The following is a 14,164-nucleotide window of genomic DNA, read 5'->3' as shown; positions in this document are numbered from 1 at the left end:
TGTAAAAAGCCCCTGGCAGCGGGGCCAATCGTCAGCTTTTTGGACAGCGCCGCTGCCTGTTGGGGAGAGTGGTGGGGCCTAAATGAAAAAAGGCCGCTTGTGAGCGGCCCTCTGTTATTTTCCGTAAGGAGTGGCTCCGCCTTCGGAGCTGACAGCGCGGTGAATACGCCCCCCGTCTTCACGGGCCTTGTCGTTGTACGACTGCTGTTGTTTCGCTTTGGCAGCCGCGTAGGCAGCGTTTCTTTGGTTTTTTAAAGCTTGTTCTTTGGCTTCCTGAGTCCACTTAGCGATGTTGCGCTTTTCTTCGTTTAAACGGTCCAATTCTTTTTGAGTAGCGACCATTTTATCTTTGTATTCTTGAGCGAACTTTTTGTAGCGTTCTGCTTCAGCTTTTTGGAATTCGATTTCTTTTTGAGCTTTAGCTTTAAGACCTTCGTTCAATTTGATTTGACGTTGATAGCCCGCGACTTCTGAAGTCAGACGGGCCTTTTCAAGACGGGTGCGCTGCGCCTCGCGGTCAGCAGCAGCAGCTAGATTTTTCGCCTCTTGAGCTGATTTCAACGCCGCTTGTTTCATGGCTTCCTTACGGATTTTCTCGCGCTCTAAGAATTTTTTTTGTTCTGCAGCGTCGATTTTTGCTTCTTCCGATTGGCCCATGTTCATTTCCGCTTCGATATCTGCTTCGATTTGCGCAAATGTTTGGTGCGAATATGTCATCATCGCAAGTGCGATCATCCAGTACTTCATAAGAACTCCCATAAGTTTTATATCGGCGATGTCAGGGTGTGACTGAACGTCTAGAGAGGCAAAATCTCGATTTGGTACGACCCGAAAAGGGGCCTCACAGCGGATGTTTGGGAGATTTTGCTTAAATACGCAGCAAGATACTCGTGCTGCCGTGAGCTAAGCGGGCCAAATCCTTGAATATAGAGGGTTTTAGCGGGATATTTGGTCCCTATGAGCACAAGCAAACTCGACTCCATTAAAGAAGCAGCACTGGCGGCCTTCAAAGCGGCACCAGGCTCGAAGGAACTATATGATCTCAAGGTTCAGTATCTTGGGAAAAGTGGTTCATTGACTGAAATTATGAAAGAGATGGCTACTTTGCCGAAAGAGGAAAAGCCTCTGTTTGGTAAAAAGGTCAACGAAGTGAAAGCTGTGCTTGAAGCCGCTTACACAGAAGCCGAAGAAGCCCTCAAAAAATCTGAAATCGGTGCAAAGATGGCGGCTGAAGAGCTGGATCTGACTTTGCCAAGTGCTTCTCGCGCGAAGGGCTCGCAACATCCGGTGAACATGGTGATCGAGGAAATCTTTACGATCATGTCGCGTTTGGGATACTCTGTGCGCACAGGCCCGGTGATTGAAAAAGATTACTACAACTTTGAAGCTTTAAATATTCCTGCAGATCACCCAGCTCGCGATATGCAAGATACTTTCTTCATCGATAAAACTCACGTGCTAAGAACGCACACGTCACCCATCCAAATTCACACCATGGAAGAAGAAAAACTTCCACTGCGTGTGATTGGTACGGGCCCTGTGTTCCGCTGCGACAGCGATATTTCCCATTTGCCAAACTTTCATCAAATCGAAGCATTGTGTGTGGATGAAAAAGTTTCTATGGCGGACCTTAAAGGCACGATCAGTTTCTTTGTTCGTGAATACTTCGGTCCAGGTTTGAAAACTCGTTTCCGTCCAAGCTTTTTCCCATTCACTGAACCGTCTGCGGAAGTTGATTGCTCGTGCCCAATTTGTAAGGGCAAAGGTTGCAGTTTGTGTAAGCAAACAGGTTGGATCGAAATCGGCGGTTGTGGTCTTGTGAATCCTAAAGTTTTTCAAATGGCAAAAATTGAATATCCAAAATATCAAGGTTTCGCTTTTGGATTTGGTGTCGAGCGTATGGCTATCATCAAATACGGCATCGAAGACATTCGTTTGTTCCCTGAAAATGACGTTCGTTTCTTAAGGCAGTTTGTAAAATGAAGATCAGTTTAAAATGGCTCCAAGAATATGTAGATGTGAAAGAGTTCTTCGCTAAGCCAGAAGAACTTGCTGAAACACTGACTCGTGCAGGTCTTGAGGTTGAAGAGATCACAAACCTTGCTAAAGATTTCAATCATGTGGTGATTGGTCACATCCTTGAAAAAGATAAACATCCTAATGCGGATAAACTTTCTGTGTGCCGTGTATCCACAGGCGACGTTGTTCATCAAATCGTTTGTGGTGCACAAAACCACAAAGCGGGCGACCGTGTGATTGTGGCTTTGCCAGGCGCTGTTTTGCCAGGAAACTTCGCCATCAAAAAATCTGCGGTTCGCAGTGTTGATTCTGCCGGAATGCTCTGCTCTTTGAAAGAGTTGGGTCTAGCGAAAGAATCAGACGGTATCGCGATTCTTCCTGCGGATGCTCCAATTGGTAAGTCATACGCTGAGTACGGTGGTTATGACGACATCACTTTTGAATTGAAAGTAACTCCGAACCGCGCAGACTGCTTAAGTCACTTCGGTCTGGCTCGTGAAGTGGCGTGCTTGCTGTCTAAAGAATTGAAAGCACCAAAGGCAGAGCCAAAATTGGGTGCTAAATCTTCTAAGAGTGAAATCGCTTTGGAAGTGAAAGCTTTTGATCTTTGCCCTCGTTACACGGCTCGGGTCATCAAAGGTGTCAAAGTTGGCCCATCTCCAGAATGGTTGAAACACCGTTTGGAATCTGTGGGGATGAACTCGATTAATAACATCGTCGACGTGACAAACTTTGTGATGATGGAGTTAGGGCAACCGCTTCATGCTTTCGATGCGCAATTTATCGGTGGCCGAAAAGTGGTCGTGGATCGCGCGACCGCAGGTGAAAAATTTGTCACTTTAGATGGAACAGAGAAAACATTGACAGGAGAAGAACTCACGATTCGTGATTCTTCTCATCCAATGTGTTTAGCTGGGGTTATCGGTGGAAAAAATTCAGGAGTGAACGAGGCGACCACAGACGTTTTCTTGGAATCTGCTTACTTTGTTCCAATGAGTGCTCGTAAAACGTCTCGTACTCACGGTGTGGATACAGATTCTGCTTACCGCTTTTCTCGCGGTGTGGATCCAGATGGGGCTTTGCGTGGCTTGAACCGTGCGACAGCTTTGATTTTGGAAGTGGCTGGTGGTGAAGCGTATGCTGATCATCATGATTTCTATCCAAATCCAGTTAAGAAAAATCAAATCACTATCACTGTGAAAACTGTGTCGGATCGTTTGGGTTACACTGCAGTTGAGGCTCAGTTCGTGGATTATATGAAACGACTGGGTTGCGGTATTGAAAAAAATGGCGAGACTTTCAAAGTCTTGCCGCCAACATTCCGCTTCGACTTAGAGCAAGACATGGACTTGGTTGAAGAATACGCGCGCTTGAATGGTTACGACCATATTCCTGAAGCGTTGCCAGTGTTCACAAATCCACCAGCCCATCACGATAAAGGTTTTTTGCTGAATAAAGCAGTGAGTGAGCTTGTGCGTGCTGATGGATTCCAACAAGCCTTCAACTTTGCTTTCGTTGGTTCCAAGGCCGAGAAAGCTTTCTTGGGTGACGTGTCAACTTTGAAAGCAGCTGGTTTGAATGCTACGACTAAAGAAATTCGCATCATGAATCCCTTGAATGAGGAGATGGATGTGATGAGATCTTCATTGAGCTTTGGCTTATTTAGAAATCTGACGACGAACTTCCATTATGGCAACATGATGGGGCGTTTGTTTGAAATCGGCGGCACATTCTATACGGGCGACAATGGTTCTTACGGCGAAAACCCGCGTCTGGGTTTTGCTTTGTGGGGCCGCAATGAAAACCTTTGGAATAAATCTTTGGATTATCCCATCGTGTTTGAGTTGAAAGCGACTGTAGAGACGCTTTTGAAATCTTTGAATATCAATTCTTACACTTGGGTTACTCCTGCTAATAAGTCGGAAGTCCCGGCTTTCATGCACACGGGCCAATATGCACAGTTGCTTGTCGAGGGTAAGAAGGTTGGTTTCATCGGGACTCTTCATCCCGTTTTGTTGGATGATGCTAAGATCCGTGTACCAGCAGCGGTGGGTGAGTTTGATTTAGAGCAATTGTACAAAGGTCAGCCTCGTCCATTCCGTATTCAAAGTGTTTCTAAGTTCCAAGTTGTTGAACGTGACTTTGCCTTTGTAATGCCAAAAGCATTGAAGGTGGGCGATGTTCTGAAAGACATCCGTAAAGCGGCGGGGGCGTTGCTTGTGAACGTTGACGTGTTTGACTTGTACGAAGGCGACAAAATGGAAGCAGGTAAGAAGTCCGTGGCGATCCGTTTGTGGCTGCAAGATAAGAATGGCACACTGCAAGAAGAGCAGATCTCAGGAGTGACAACGAAGGTCCTAGAGTCTTTGAAGAAGAATTTTGATCTTTCTGTGAGATAAATTCTTGATTGTTTTCAGGAGCTTGTTACGCTTTAGTTAATTAATCCCACGAGTTATTACGTGGTAGGAAAAGTGAAGGATCACAATGGCTGGCCAAAACTTGGGTAAATCAACTGTGACGAAGGCCGATATCGTCGAAAACGTTTATCAGAAAATCGGCTTCTCTAAAAAAGAAGCCTCTGAGCTGGTTGAACTGTGCTTTGATACCTTGAAGCATGTTTTGCAAAATGGCGATAAAGTTAAGATTTCTGGATTTGGAAATTTCGTTGTGCGTGGGAAAAACGAGCGTATTGGTCGTAACCCGCAAACTGGCGAACAAATCAAAATCTCTGCTCGTCGCGTTCTTACATTCCGTCCTTCACAAGTGTTGAAGGCGATGTTGAATGGCGAGGAGTACGAACATCTCAAGGATGACGACGATGATGATGACGACTACGGCGACGATGAATAGTGCTGAAGTAACGGATACTGCTACGGCGTCTACAAGCGAGCGTACCGAGTATCCGATGACTCCGATTGTTGATCAGTCTGTTGACGAGAATCAATTAAGTTTTGAAGACTCGTTGGCGTTGGGTGATCAACATTTGGAATTTATAGAGGCTGAATCTGCAGGAGTTCCTCAAGAAGCAGTGCAAGCTCAACAAATCTCAATCCCTGCGATGCTTTGTGATGATAAGTTGATGGATGAGATTAAAGCGATTCCTAATAAAATGGCTTTTAAAATCGGCGATGTGGCTGAGATTTTGGGAATCAAACAATACGTTCTTCGTTATTGGGAAACTGAGTTTGATGTTCTAAAACCTAAAAAAGCTTCTAATAATCAACGTATGTACACTCGCAAAGACGTTGAGAATGCGCTACTCATTCGTAAGCTTTTGCACCGTGATCGTTTCTCGATCGAAGGCGCAAGAAATGCGATGAAGGAATTGAAAGCTCATGTTCGTAAAGAAAAAGACATGAGTCAGGTCTATCACAAACTCGATAACGTCAATGAGATGGTCGAGGGTTTGTTGACAGATATCCGCAAACTTCGCGGAATGTTTATGTAAATCTAAAGGGCTTCGGAAACGAAGCCCTTTTTTCTTGTTCAAGATAGTAAAAAGGTTTCTTGTGAATATCGATAAGCTTGGAGCGCCAACATTTAATATCAAGATATCTCAAGAGGGAATTTCCCTTTTGAGCACGAAAACCTTTATCTTTGGAACAAAAGTAAAAGTACTTCCTTGGAACAAAATTGAATCCGCGCAAATCAAGAAACGTCTAGGAACCACGTTTTTGTGTCTTTATAAAAAGAACGCTTGGATGTGGTGGAATAATTGGTACATCCCTTTGACGGGTGCTTCCTGGGACAACATCTCTAAGGGCATCAAGCTTCACGCTCCGAATGGACATCCTCTGCGCAAACTTAAAGCCATCAAGGGTTGATGCCTGCCGATTTGTTTCGTTATAAGACGTCTAAATTAAGTGCATCGTTCACAGAGTGAGCGAATAGCATTTTCATCTGTGGTCTTAGCGACTTACCTCTTTATGCCGTCATAAAATAGACAAAGTGTTTCTCACCGTGGCTGTTTCAAATGCGGGGTAGCGGCTCCTGGATGGCTTCAAAATTGCTTTCATAGTCTGTGCTGGGGGTGTGAAATGCAAAAAGCCAAATATATCATTTTAAGCGCATTCCTTGTCCTTGGTTTTCAAAATTGTGCAAAACAGGGGTTTTCGCAAGTCACAGCAGAGGCTGCAGGAGTCGTTGATGCCGGAGACGGCGCGCAGACGGTTTGTGATCCTTTTTCTGACTCCCATTCATCATCGGATTGTTCTGAAGGCGAAGGCCTTTTAGGAAATGTTTATTACTATCTTAAAGGCGTTGGTGTTCAAAATTATATCGACAAGGGCACTCTGTTGCCGATCTATGTTCAGATGTCGAATTTGGATATTCCACTGCGCTCTTGGTTGGATGGCTTTCCAGGTCCGGATGGTACTCAGTTGAAACAGTCGGATGGCACTGATCTGAACGAGTATTTTGCTTTGAATTTAAAAGGCTATTTAATGTTGAACTCCAAGTACTCAAGTGGTCAGTATGAGTTTGCAATCGCTTCAGATGATGGTTCCATATTGAATATCGACGGCCAAGAGGTTGTTAATAACGATGGCACTCACAGTGTGACTTGGGCTTGCTCGGGGAAATCTGTTCAACTCACAGAGGGCTCCAAGCATTCAATCCAAGTTCGCTATTACCAAGGACCTCGTTATTATATCGCTTTGCAAGTTTTTTGGCGACCCGCTTCGATGCATAACAAGCCTTGCAATTCCACAGGCGGTTGGACGGTCGTCCCTTCTGACGTATTATTTCACTAAGGGATAGACTTCGAGCATCTCTGGGCCAATAATCTAGAGGTGCTTTACGGTAACGAATCCATCTCTCATTATTCGCGCAGCAATATCACCATATGGATGCTTATGGCCTTCCAAGCGGGTGTCCTTAACATGGGTGGTTTCCTAGCATGCCATCGTTTCGTGTCCCATGTGACGGGCTTTGCGACGTTCTTTGGTTACGAATTCTCGCAAAAAGATCGCAGTCATGCTTGGGGAATGCTCATCGTTCCGCTGTTCTTTCTTTTCGGTGCGATGGTCAGTGCATATCTGGTTGATATTCGTTTGAAGCTAAGAAAAAAACCTAAATACTACATCGCCTATGCCGTCATGTTGGTTCTTATTCTGATCGCGACCCTGGGTGGATGGATGGGATGGTTTGGACCATTTGGCGCCTCTCTTGAACAATCTCAAAACGGATATCTTCTGCTGATTCTGCTTTGTTTTACTTGCGGTGTTCAGAACGGAACGATTACCAGTGTTTCCAAATCTGTGGTTCGCACCACGCATTTGACGGGGATCACGACGGATTTAGGTATCGGCTTGGTTCGTTTGTTGAATAAAAGAATTTTGCCTGCTGAGCACAAAGAACTTTTAGACAGTGAACATAAAGCAACGTTTATGCGTCTGGGTATCATAGCCATGTTTGTTATGGGATCGGTGTTCGCAGGGTTCCTGTATCCGCTGGTGGGATTTGGTGGGTTTTTAGTTCCTGCATTCACGACGGGGATTTTATTGGTGTCGATGATTTACTTCCAAATCATCAAGCCGCGCCACATAGCGGCCTCTTAAAGATAGTCTTGTTCCGATAGATCTAAATTAAAATCGTTATAAAAAGATCCATCGGGTGTCGTGGCAAGAAGAGACTTGGCCTTTTGCAGTTTATCTTCTGGAATGGCCCTGGCGGAATTTGCATGAGCTTCTTTACTGATCCAGCGTTCGATCACTAAAAACTCAGTGGGAACGTCTTCTTTTTGTAAAAGGTCGGCAGAAAGATTCCCAGGAGCACTGCGTATTTCATAGCAAATTTCTGCCAAGAACTCGTGCAGGTCCTCGATTTTGTCTGGCTGTGCGACAAAGTGATTCACGCGAGCTATCGACATGCAGACTCCTTCAGCTCCATTTTGATGAAACCTCCCGGAGTCAGCAAGGGCGGCTATTTAATTACACATTTCAAAGCGATGTTAGCTGTTGAACCATTTTCACATGTTCTGCCCATGAATCCTGTGAACTCGGAATTTGTGGTATTTGCCATGTCTTTTGGAAGAAAGGGAGTGTACCAGCACCAAGCATCTTCAAGACCGCTAAAGCGCGTGTAGTGAACATAACGAGGGTTTTTGGATGCATAGCTTTGATCAGCTACTAAAGCGCCTGCAGAGGCTATAAGCGCACCACGCATGCGAGCGCCTGCTAGCAATTCATCGGATTGAATCACCGCTGTGAATGTCACGTGGTCGCGAGTCGTGAAGCCCGTCCAACCTTCGATGATATCGACTGAGCGGCAAGAAAGACTTTTTGCCTCAGCAAAAGATGCGAGAGACAAAATGATGGCAAATGTAGATAGAAGAGTTTTCATTCATAATCCTTGTGTGTTTGTTTGAATGAGCCGCTTTTAGTCGGACAATTGCCTAAAGTGAAATGGGCACTTATCAAGTTATTATGCTTAACTTGAATAGTATCCGGCATAGTTTTTCTTCGGGGTGTGATTGAAAGATGTTGTGATTTCTTCACAACTTGGTTTTGCGGATTAACATTAAAATTCAAGGTACACGATCATACAATTTACTCTTTTGTAATTGACCGAGTGTGGTCAAAATCAATTAAGTCCCTGCAATAATTTCGTTTTAGTTACAATTTCAAAATGGCCTAAGGTTAATTTAAGGAATCGAAAAATGAGGGGGCCTCTGTGGCAAAAGTCGATTCTGCTGTTGAACCGAAATCTAAGTCTGCGAAAAAAATCGCTACAAAGTTGAAGCCTTTTTCAGAGGGAAAAAAAGCACTTTCTGAAAAACGAGCAAAAAATATTTCTGATCCTGACCTGGATTTTTCGCCACGAGGATTGGGTTTTGACAACAATGCCAAAGAGCAATTGCGCCAGTTACTTTTTACAGTGAAAGCTGTGCGTCGCGGAGATTTTGCGGTCAGAATGCCGATCCATCAAGAGGGCATTATCGCCGAAATTGGTGAAGTTTTAAATGATATTATTGAGTTGAACGAAGCCATGGCTGATGAATTTGTGCGGGTTCGTGCCATCGTCGGTCAGGAAGGTAAAATGAATGAGCGTGTGTCGATGGGCTCTGTAAAGGGCGCGTGGGCAACGAACGTCGATTCAGTCAATTTACTAATCGGTGATCTGGTTCAGCCAACTCAGGAAGTCGCGCGTGTCATCACCTCTGTGGCCAAGGGTGACTTGTCTCAAAAGATGTCTTTGGAAATCGATGGTCGACCGGTGAAGGGGGAGTTTTTCCGCATCGGTACAACTGTGAACTCGATGGTGGATCAGCTAAACTCTTTCGCCTCCGAGGTAACTCGTGTGGCTAAAGAGGTGGGTACTGAAGGGAAGCTGGGCGGACAAGCTGACGTTCGGGGAGCTTCGGGGATTTGGAAAGATCTAACCGATAACGTAAATAGTTTGGCCGGAAATTTGACCGATCAGGTACGTAACATCGCAAAGGTAACAACAGCCGTTGCCAAAGGTGACTTGTCACAAAAAATTACGGTTGATGCCAAGGGCGAAATCTTTGAGCTAAAAAATACGATCAACGTCATGGTGGATCAGCTTTCTTCGTTTGCTGCGGAGGTAACTCGTGTTGCCAAGGAAGTAGGTACGGAAGGGAAGCTGGGTGGTCAGGCCGATGTAAAAGGTGTTTCCGGTACATGGAAAGACTTAACAGATAACGTAAATGGTCTTGCGAATAACTTAACTGCACAGGTACGTAATATCGCCAAAGTAACAACTGCGGTTGCCAATGGCGACTTGTCACAAAAAATCACAGTTGATGCTCGCGGTGAAATCTTTGAATTAAAAAATACCATCAACGTCATGGTGGATCAGCTGCGCTCGTTCGCAGCCGAAGTTACCCGCGTTGCGAAAGACGTGGGTACTGAAGGGAAACTAGGCGGTCAGGCGGACGTAAAAGGTGTGTCTGGTACATGGAAAGATCTAACGGACAACGTAAATGGTCTTGCGAATAACTTGACCGCGCAGGTTCGTAATATCGCAAAGGTAACGACGGCCGTTGCCACAGGGGACTTGTCGCAAAAAATCACGGTTGATGCCAAGGGCGAGATCTTAGAACTTAAAGATACTATCAATACGATGGTTGATACTCTTCGCTCCTTCGCCGCAGAAGTAACCCGTGTTGCCAAGGAAGTTGGTACGGAAGGGAAGCTGGGCGGTCAGGCCGACGTAAAAGGTGTATCTGGAACGTGGAAGGATTTGACAGACAACGTAAATGGTCTTGCGAATAACTTAACTGCCCAGGTACGTAATATCGCCAAAGTAACAACTGCGGTTGCCAATGGCGACTTGTCACAAAAAATCACAGTTGATGCTCGCGGTGAAATCTTTGAATTAAAAAATACGATCAACGTCATGGTGGATCAGCTGAACTCTTTCGCGGCCGAGGTAACTCGTGTTGCCAAAGAGGTGGGTACGGAAGGTCGTCTGGGAGGCCAGGCTGACGTAAAAGGTGTGTCTGGTACATGGAAAGATCTTACGGATAACGTAAATGGTCTTGCAGGAAATCTGACAGCGCAGGTACGTAACATCGCTAAAGTGACCACCGCCGTTGCCAAGGGTGACTTGTCACAAAAAATCACGGTTGATGCCAAAGGCGAAATCTTTGAATTAAAAAATACCATCAACGTCATGGTGGATCAGCTGAACTCCTTTGCTGCCGAGGTGACTCGTGTTGCGAAAGAGGTGGGTACTGAAGGAAAACTTGGCGGTCAGGCCGAAGTTGAAGGTGTTTCTGGAACTTGGAAAGACTTAACAGATAACGTAAATGGTCTTGCGGGAAATCTGACAGCGCAGGTTCGTAATATTGCGAAAGTAACAACAGCGGTTGCCAAAGGTGACTTGTCACAAAAAATCACCGTTGATGCAAAAGGTGAAATCTTTGAACTAAAAAATACCATCAACGTCATGGTGGATCAGCTGAACTCGTTTGCTGCCGAGGTAACTCGTGTTGCGAAAGAGGTGGGTACTGAAGGAAAACTTGGCGGTCAGGCCGACGTAAAAGGTGTGTCCGGTACATGGAAAGACTTAACAGATAACGTAAATAGTTTGGCCGGAAACTTGACCGATCAGGTTCGTAATATCGCGAAAGTAACAACGGCGGTTGCCAAAGGTGACTTGTCACAAAAAATCACCGTTGATGCCAAGGGCGAAATCTTTGAGCTAAAAAATACGATCAACGTCATGGTGGATCAGCTGAACTCGTTTGCTGCCGAGGTAACCCGTGTTGCCAAAGAGGTGGGTACTGAAGGAAAGCTGGGCGGTCAGGCCGAGGTAAAAGGTGTCTCCGGTACGTGGAAAGACTTAACGGATAACGTAAATGGTCTTGCCGGAAATCTTACAGCGCAGGTTCGTAATATCGCCAAAGTAACAACTGCAGTTGCCAAAGGGGACTTGTCTCAGAAAATTACTGTTGATGCCAAAGGCGAAATTCTAGAACTAAAAAATACTATCAACGTCATGGTGGATCAGCTGAACTCGTTCGCTGCCGAGGTAACCCGTGTTGCCAAGGAAGTGGGTACGGAAGGAAAGCTCGGGGGCCAAGCGGAAGTGCGTGGTGTCTCTGGAACATGGAAGGACTTAACAGATAACGTAAATTTCATGGCTTCGAATTTGACCACTCAAGTTCGTGGTATCGTCAAAGTCGTAACTGCCGTTGCCAATGGTGACTTGGAACAAAAATTCGTTCTTGAAGCCAAAGGAGAGGTTGCGGCTCTTGCTGAAACAATTAACTCTATGACCGATACCCTAAGAACATTCGCCGATCAGGTAACAACCGTTGCCCGCGAGGTGGGTATCGAAGGAAAACTGGGTGCACAAGCTCGCGTTCCTGGTGTTGCGGGAACATGGAAAGACTTAACAGATAACGTAAATTTCATGGCCTCAAATTTGACCATGCAGGTACGTGGTATCGTGAAAGTCGTAACGGCTGTTGCCAACGGGGATTTGAAACAAAAATTCGTCCTTGAAGCCAAAGGGGAAGTTGCGGCCTTAGCGGAAACCATCAACTCGATGACGGATACCTTGAGAACATTCTCGGATCAGGTAACTACTGTTGCCCGCGAGGTGGGTATCGAAGGTAAACTGGGTGGTCAGGCCAGCGTTCCGGGTGCCTCTGGTACATGGAAAGACTTAACGGATAACGTGAATCAGCTTGCCGGAAACTTAACGGCGCAGGTTCGTGCCATCGCCGAGGTATCGACGGCAGTAACAAAAGGTGACTTAACACGTTCCATCTCGGTGGAAGCACAAGGCGAAGTTGCCGCACTTTCTGAAAATATCAATCAGATGATCTCGAACTTAAAAGATACGACCGAGAAAAATAACGAGCAGGACTGGTTAAAAACCAATCTCGCGAAATTCTCGGGGATGATGCAAGGTCAAAGAAGTATCACCGCAGTGGCTCAGTTAATTATGTCCGAATTGACTCCGCTGGTAGACGCTCGTCAAGGGACCTTCTTTATGCTTGAAAACGAGGGTAATGAAGCGACTTTGAATTTGATTGCAAGCTATGCCTTTACAGAACGTCGTACAGTTTCGAATAAATACAGACTGAAAGAAGGTTTGATCGGTCAGTGTGCGTTTGAGAAAAAACGCATCCTGTTGACGAATCCGCCTGAAGACTACGTGATGATCAGTTCCAGCATCGTTGAAGAAAGGCCTCGCAATATCATCGTTCTACCGGTGTTATTTGAAGGCGAGCTAAAAGCGGTGATTGAGCTTGCGTCTTTGACACCATTTACTCAGAACTATATCAACTTCTTGGATCAGTTGATGGATTCCGTCGGAGTTATCTTAAATATGATCTCATCAAGTATGAGAACAGAAGAACTTCTGCAAGAGTTGAAACGTTCAAACGTCGAGCTGGAAGCTCAAGCCAAAGAGCTCGAAGACAAAGCGGGTCTTTTGGAAGTGAAAAACCAAGAGGTCGAACTTGCCAGCCGATCTTTGGAAGAAAAAGCAGAACAGCTGTCCTTGATTTCCAAGTACAAATCGGAATTCTTGGCCAACATGTCGCATGAGTTAAGAACTCCGCTCAATAGCTTACTGATTCTTTCAAAAACTTTGGCGGACAACCGCGAAAAGAACTTAAGCAGTGAACAAGTCAAATTCGCAAGCACAGTGCACTCTGCGGGCCAAGATTTGTTGGCCTTGATCAACGAGATCTTAGACCTTTCGAAAGTGGAAGCTGGCAAAATGCCAGTATCACCTAAAATCGTCGAGATCGCAGAAGTGAAAGAATATCTAGAGCAAACGTTCCGCCCCGTGGCAGAACATAAAGGTCTAGAATTTACGGTGACAACAAGTCACGACTTACCGATGACCATGGTGACAGATGAAAATCGTCTGCATCAAATTTTGAAAAACCTACTGTCGAATGCATTTAAATTCACCGACAAAGGCCGCGTGACAATGGATGTGAAAGCAGAAGCGGGTTCTATTGTTTACCGCGTAACAGATACCGGTATTGGCATTCCTGCAGACAAGCAAAAACTGATCTTTGAAGCCTTCCAACAAGCGGACGGAACGACAAGCCGAAAATACGGTGGCACGGGCTTGGGATTAACGATCAGCCGCGAGATCGCACGCCTGTTAGGCGGCCTGATCACCGTTGAAAGTGCACCAGGGCAAGGCAGTAGCTTTATCCTGACGTTGCCGGTGAAGTATTCGCTGCCTGAAGGAACCTTGGTAAGCCCTGCAGATGAAATCTCTGAAGTGACACCTTTGCCAAGCGATGCCGACTTTACGGGTAAGAAAATTTTGATCGTTGATGATGACGTTAGAAATGTATTTGCATTGAGCAGCGTTCTGAAAATGCGCGGTATGAATGTGATCTTTGCTGAAAACGGCCGCCAAGGTATTAAAACTTTGATGGAAAATCCAGATACGGACCTTGTGTTGATGGATACGATGATGCCAGAAATGGATGGTCTTGAGGCCATTCATGAAATCCGTGCGCTGGAGCAGTTCGTGTCTTTGCCGATTATTTCATTAACGGCAAAAGCAATGAAGGGTGACCGCGAGAAGTGTTTATCTGCAGGGGCGTCAGATTACGTGACGAAACCAGTGGATGAGGCTCACTTGCTGTCCGTGATGTATTCTTGGTTGCCGAAAACAGTTTCTGCATCGGTATAGGAAA

The 14,164-nt window shown here is 45.5% G+C and carries 11 protein-coding genes; 8 read left to right on the top strand and 3 right to left on the bottom strand.

The annotated features are described in order from the left end of the window. Nucleotides 1-114: 114 nt before the first annotated feature. On the bottom strand, nucleotides 115-759 hold the full coding sequence (locus B9G69_RS15185) for a hypothetical protein (RefSeq protein ID WP_217897658.1): 645 nt from the start codon (nucleotides 757-759) through the stop codon (nucleotides 115-117). Nucleotides 760-957: 198 nt separating this feature from the next. On the opposite strand from B9G69_RS15185, the gene pheS reads away from it, so the two are divergent. From pheS to B9G69_RS15150, 7 genes are all read left to right on the top strand, one after another. Next, the gene (gene pheS / locus B9G69_RS15180) at nucleotides 958-1,983 is read left to right on the top strand and encodes a phenylalanine--tRNA ligase subunit alpha (RefSeq protein ID WP_088614396.1); all 1,026 of its coding nucleotides are present in this window, start codon (nucleotides 958-960) and stop codon (nucleotides 1,981-1,983) included. After that, nucleotides 1,980-4,418: a phenylalanine--tRNA ligase subunit beta gene (gene pheT / locus B9G69_RS15175; protein ID WP_265437818.1), complete on the top strand. Its 2,439-nt coding sequence runs from the start codon at nucleotides 1,980-1,982 to the stop codon at nucleotides 4,416-4,418. The genes pheS and pheT overlap by 4 nt, the downstream gene beginning before the upstream one ends. 115 nt (nucleotides 4,419-4,533) lie before the next feature. Continuing rightward, nucleotides 4,534-4,869 (top strand): integration host factor subunit alpha, encoded by a 336-nt coding sequence (locus B9G69_RS15170; RefSeq protein ID WP_088617065.1) that lies wholly within the window; start codon nucleotides 4,534-4,536, stop codon nucleotides 4,867-4,869. Beyond that, the gene (locus B9G69_RS15165) at nucleotides 4,838-5,467 is read left to right on the top strand and encodes a MerR family transcriptional regulator (protein ID WP_254916748.1); all 630 of its coding nucleotides are present in this window, start codon (nucleotides 4,838-4,840) and stop codon (nucleotides 5,465-5,467) included. The genes B9G69_RS15170 and B9G69_RS15165 overlap by 32 nt, the downstream gene beginning before the upstream one ends. Before the next feature lie 61 nt (nucleotides 5,468-5,528). Then, the gene (locus B9G69_RS15160) at nucleotides 5,529-5,843 is read left to right on the top strand and encodes a hypothetical protein (protein WP_088614398.1); all 315 of its coding nucleotides are present in this window, start codon (nucleotides 5,529-5,531) and stop codon (nucleotides 5,841-5,843) included. A gap of 213 nt (nucleotides 5,844-6,056) precedes the next feature. Continuing rightward, the gene (locus B9G69_RS15155; protein ID WP_088614399.1) at nucleotides 6,057-6,770 is read left to right on the top strand and encodes a PA14 domain-containing protein; all 714 of its coding nucleotides are present in this window, start codon (nucleotides 6,057-6,059) and stop codon (nucleotides 6,768-6,770) included. Between the two features lie 39 nt (nucleotides 6,771-6,809). Next, a complete protein-coding gene (locus tag B9G69_RS15150; protein WP_088614400.1) occupies nucleotides 6,810-7,577 on the top strand; it encodes a YoaK family protein in 768 nt (255 codons plus the stop codon). Here B9G69_RS15150 and B9G69_RS15145 read toward each other — a convergent pair. Next, nucleotides 7,574-7,888 carry a putative quinol monooxygenase gene (locus tag B9G69_RS15145; RefSeq protein ID WP_088614401.1) on the bottom strand — a complete coding sequence of 105 codons (315 nt, stop codon included), beginning with the start codon at nucleotides 7,886-7,888 and terminating at the stop codon, nucleotides 7,574-7,576. The two genes, B9G69_RS15150 and B9G69_RS15145, sit on opposite strands and share 4 nt — an antisense overlap. 53 nt (nucleotides 7,889-7,941) lie before the next feature. Beyond that, nucleotides 7,942-8,361: a hypothetical protein gene (locus B9G69_RS15140; RefSeq protein ID WP_088614402.1), complete on the bottom strand. Its 420-nt coding sequence runs from the start codon at nucleotides 8,359-8,361 to the stop codon at nucleotides 7,942-7,944. Nucleotides 8,362-8,844: 483 nt separating this feature from the next. Here B9G69_RS15140 and B9G69_RS15135 point away from each other — a divergent pair, with 483 nt between their 5' ends. Beyond that, the gene (locus B9G69_RS15135; protein ID WP_416220940.1) at nucleotides 8,845-14,160 is read left to right on the top strand and encodes a HAMP domain-containing protein; all 5,316 of its coding nucleotides are present in this window, start codon (nucleotides 8,845-8,847) and stop codon (nucleotides 14,158-14,160) included. Nucleotides 14,161-14,164: the final 4 nt, after the last annotated feature.

It is taken from the genome of Bdellovibrio sp. SKB1291214 (assembly GCF_002209355.2).
GTDB lineage: Bacteria > Bdellovibrionota > Bdellovibrionia > Bdellovibrionales > Bdellovibrionaceae > Bdellovibrio.
Note: the sequence above shows the minus strand (reverse complement) of the source record. Positions and strands in the feature narration are given on the sequence as shown.

Excerpts from the sequence above, each read along its gene's own strand:
- pheS (WP_088614396.1), top strand. The coding sequence starts at position 958 with ATGAGCACAAGCAAACTCGACTCCATTAAAGAAGCAGCACTGGCGGCC.
- pheT (WP_265437818.1), top strand. The coding sequence starts at position 1,980 with ATGAAGATCAGTTTAAAATGGCTCCAAGAATATGTAGATGTGAAAGAG.
- B9G69_RS15145 (WP_088614401.1), bottom strand. The coding sequence starts at position 7,888 with ATGTCGATAGCTCGCGTGAATCACTTTGTCGCACAGCCAGACAAAATC.
- B9G69_RS15165 (WP_254916748.1), top strand. The coding sequence starts at position 4,838 with ATGATGATGACGACTACGGCGACGATGAATAGTGCTGAAGTAACGGAT.
- B9G69_RS15140 (WP_088614402.1), bottom strand. The coding sequence starts at position 8,361 with ATGAAAACTCTTCTATCTACATTTGCCATCATTTTGTCTCTCGCATCT.
- B9G69_RS15155 (WP_088614399.1), top strand. The coding sequence starts at position 6,057 with ATGCAAAAAGCCAAATATATCATTTTAAGCGCATTCCTTGTCCTTGGT.
- B9G69_RS15185 (WP_217897658.1), bottom strand. The coding sequence starts at position 759 with ATGGGAGTTCTTATGAAGTACTGGATGATCGCACTTGCGATGATGACA.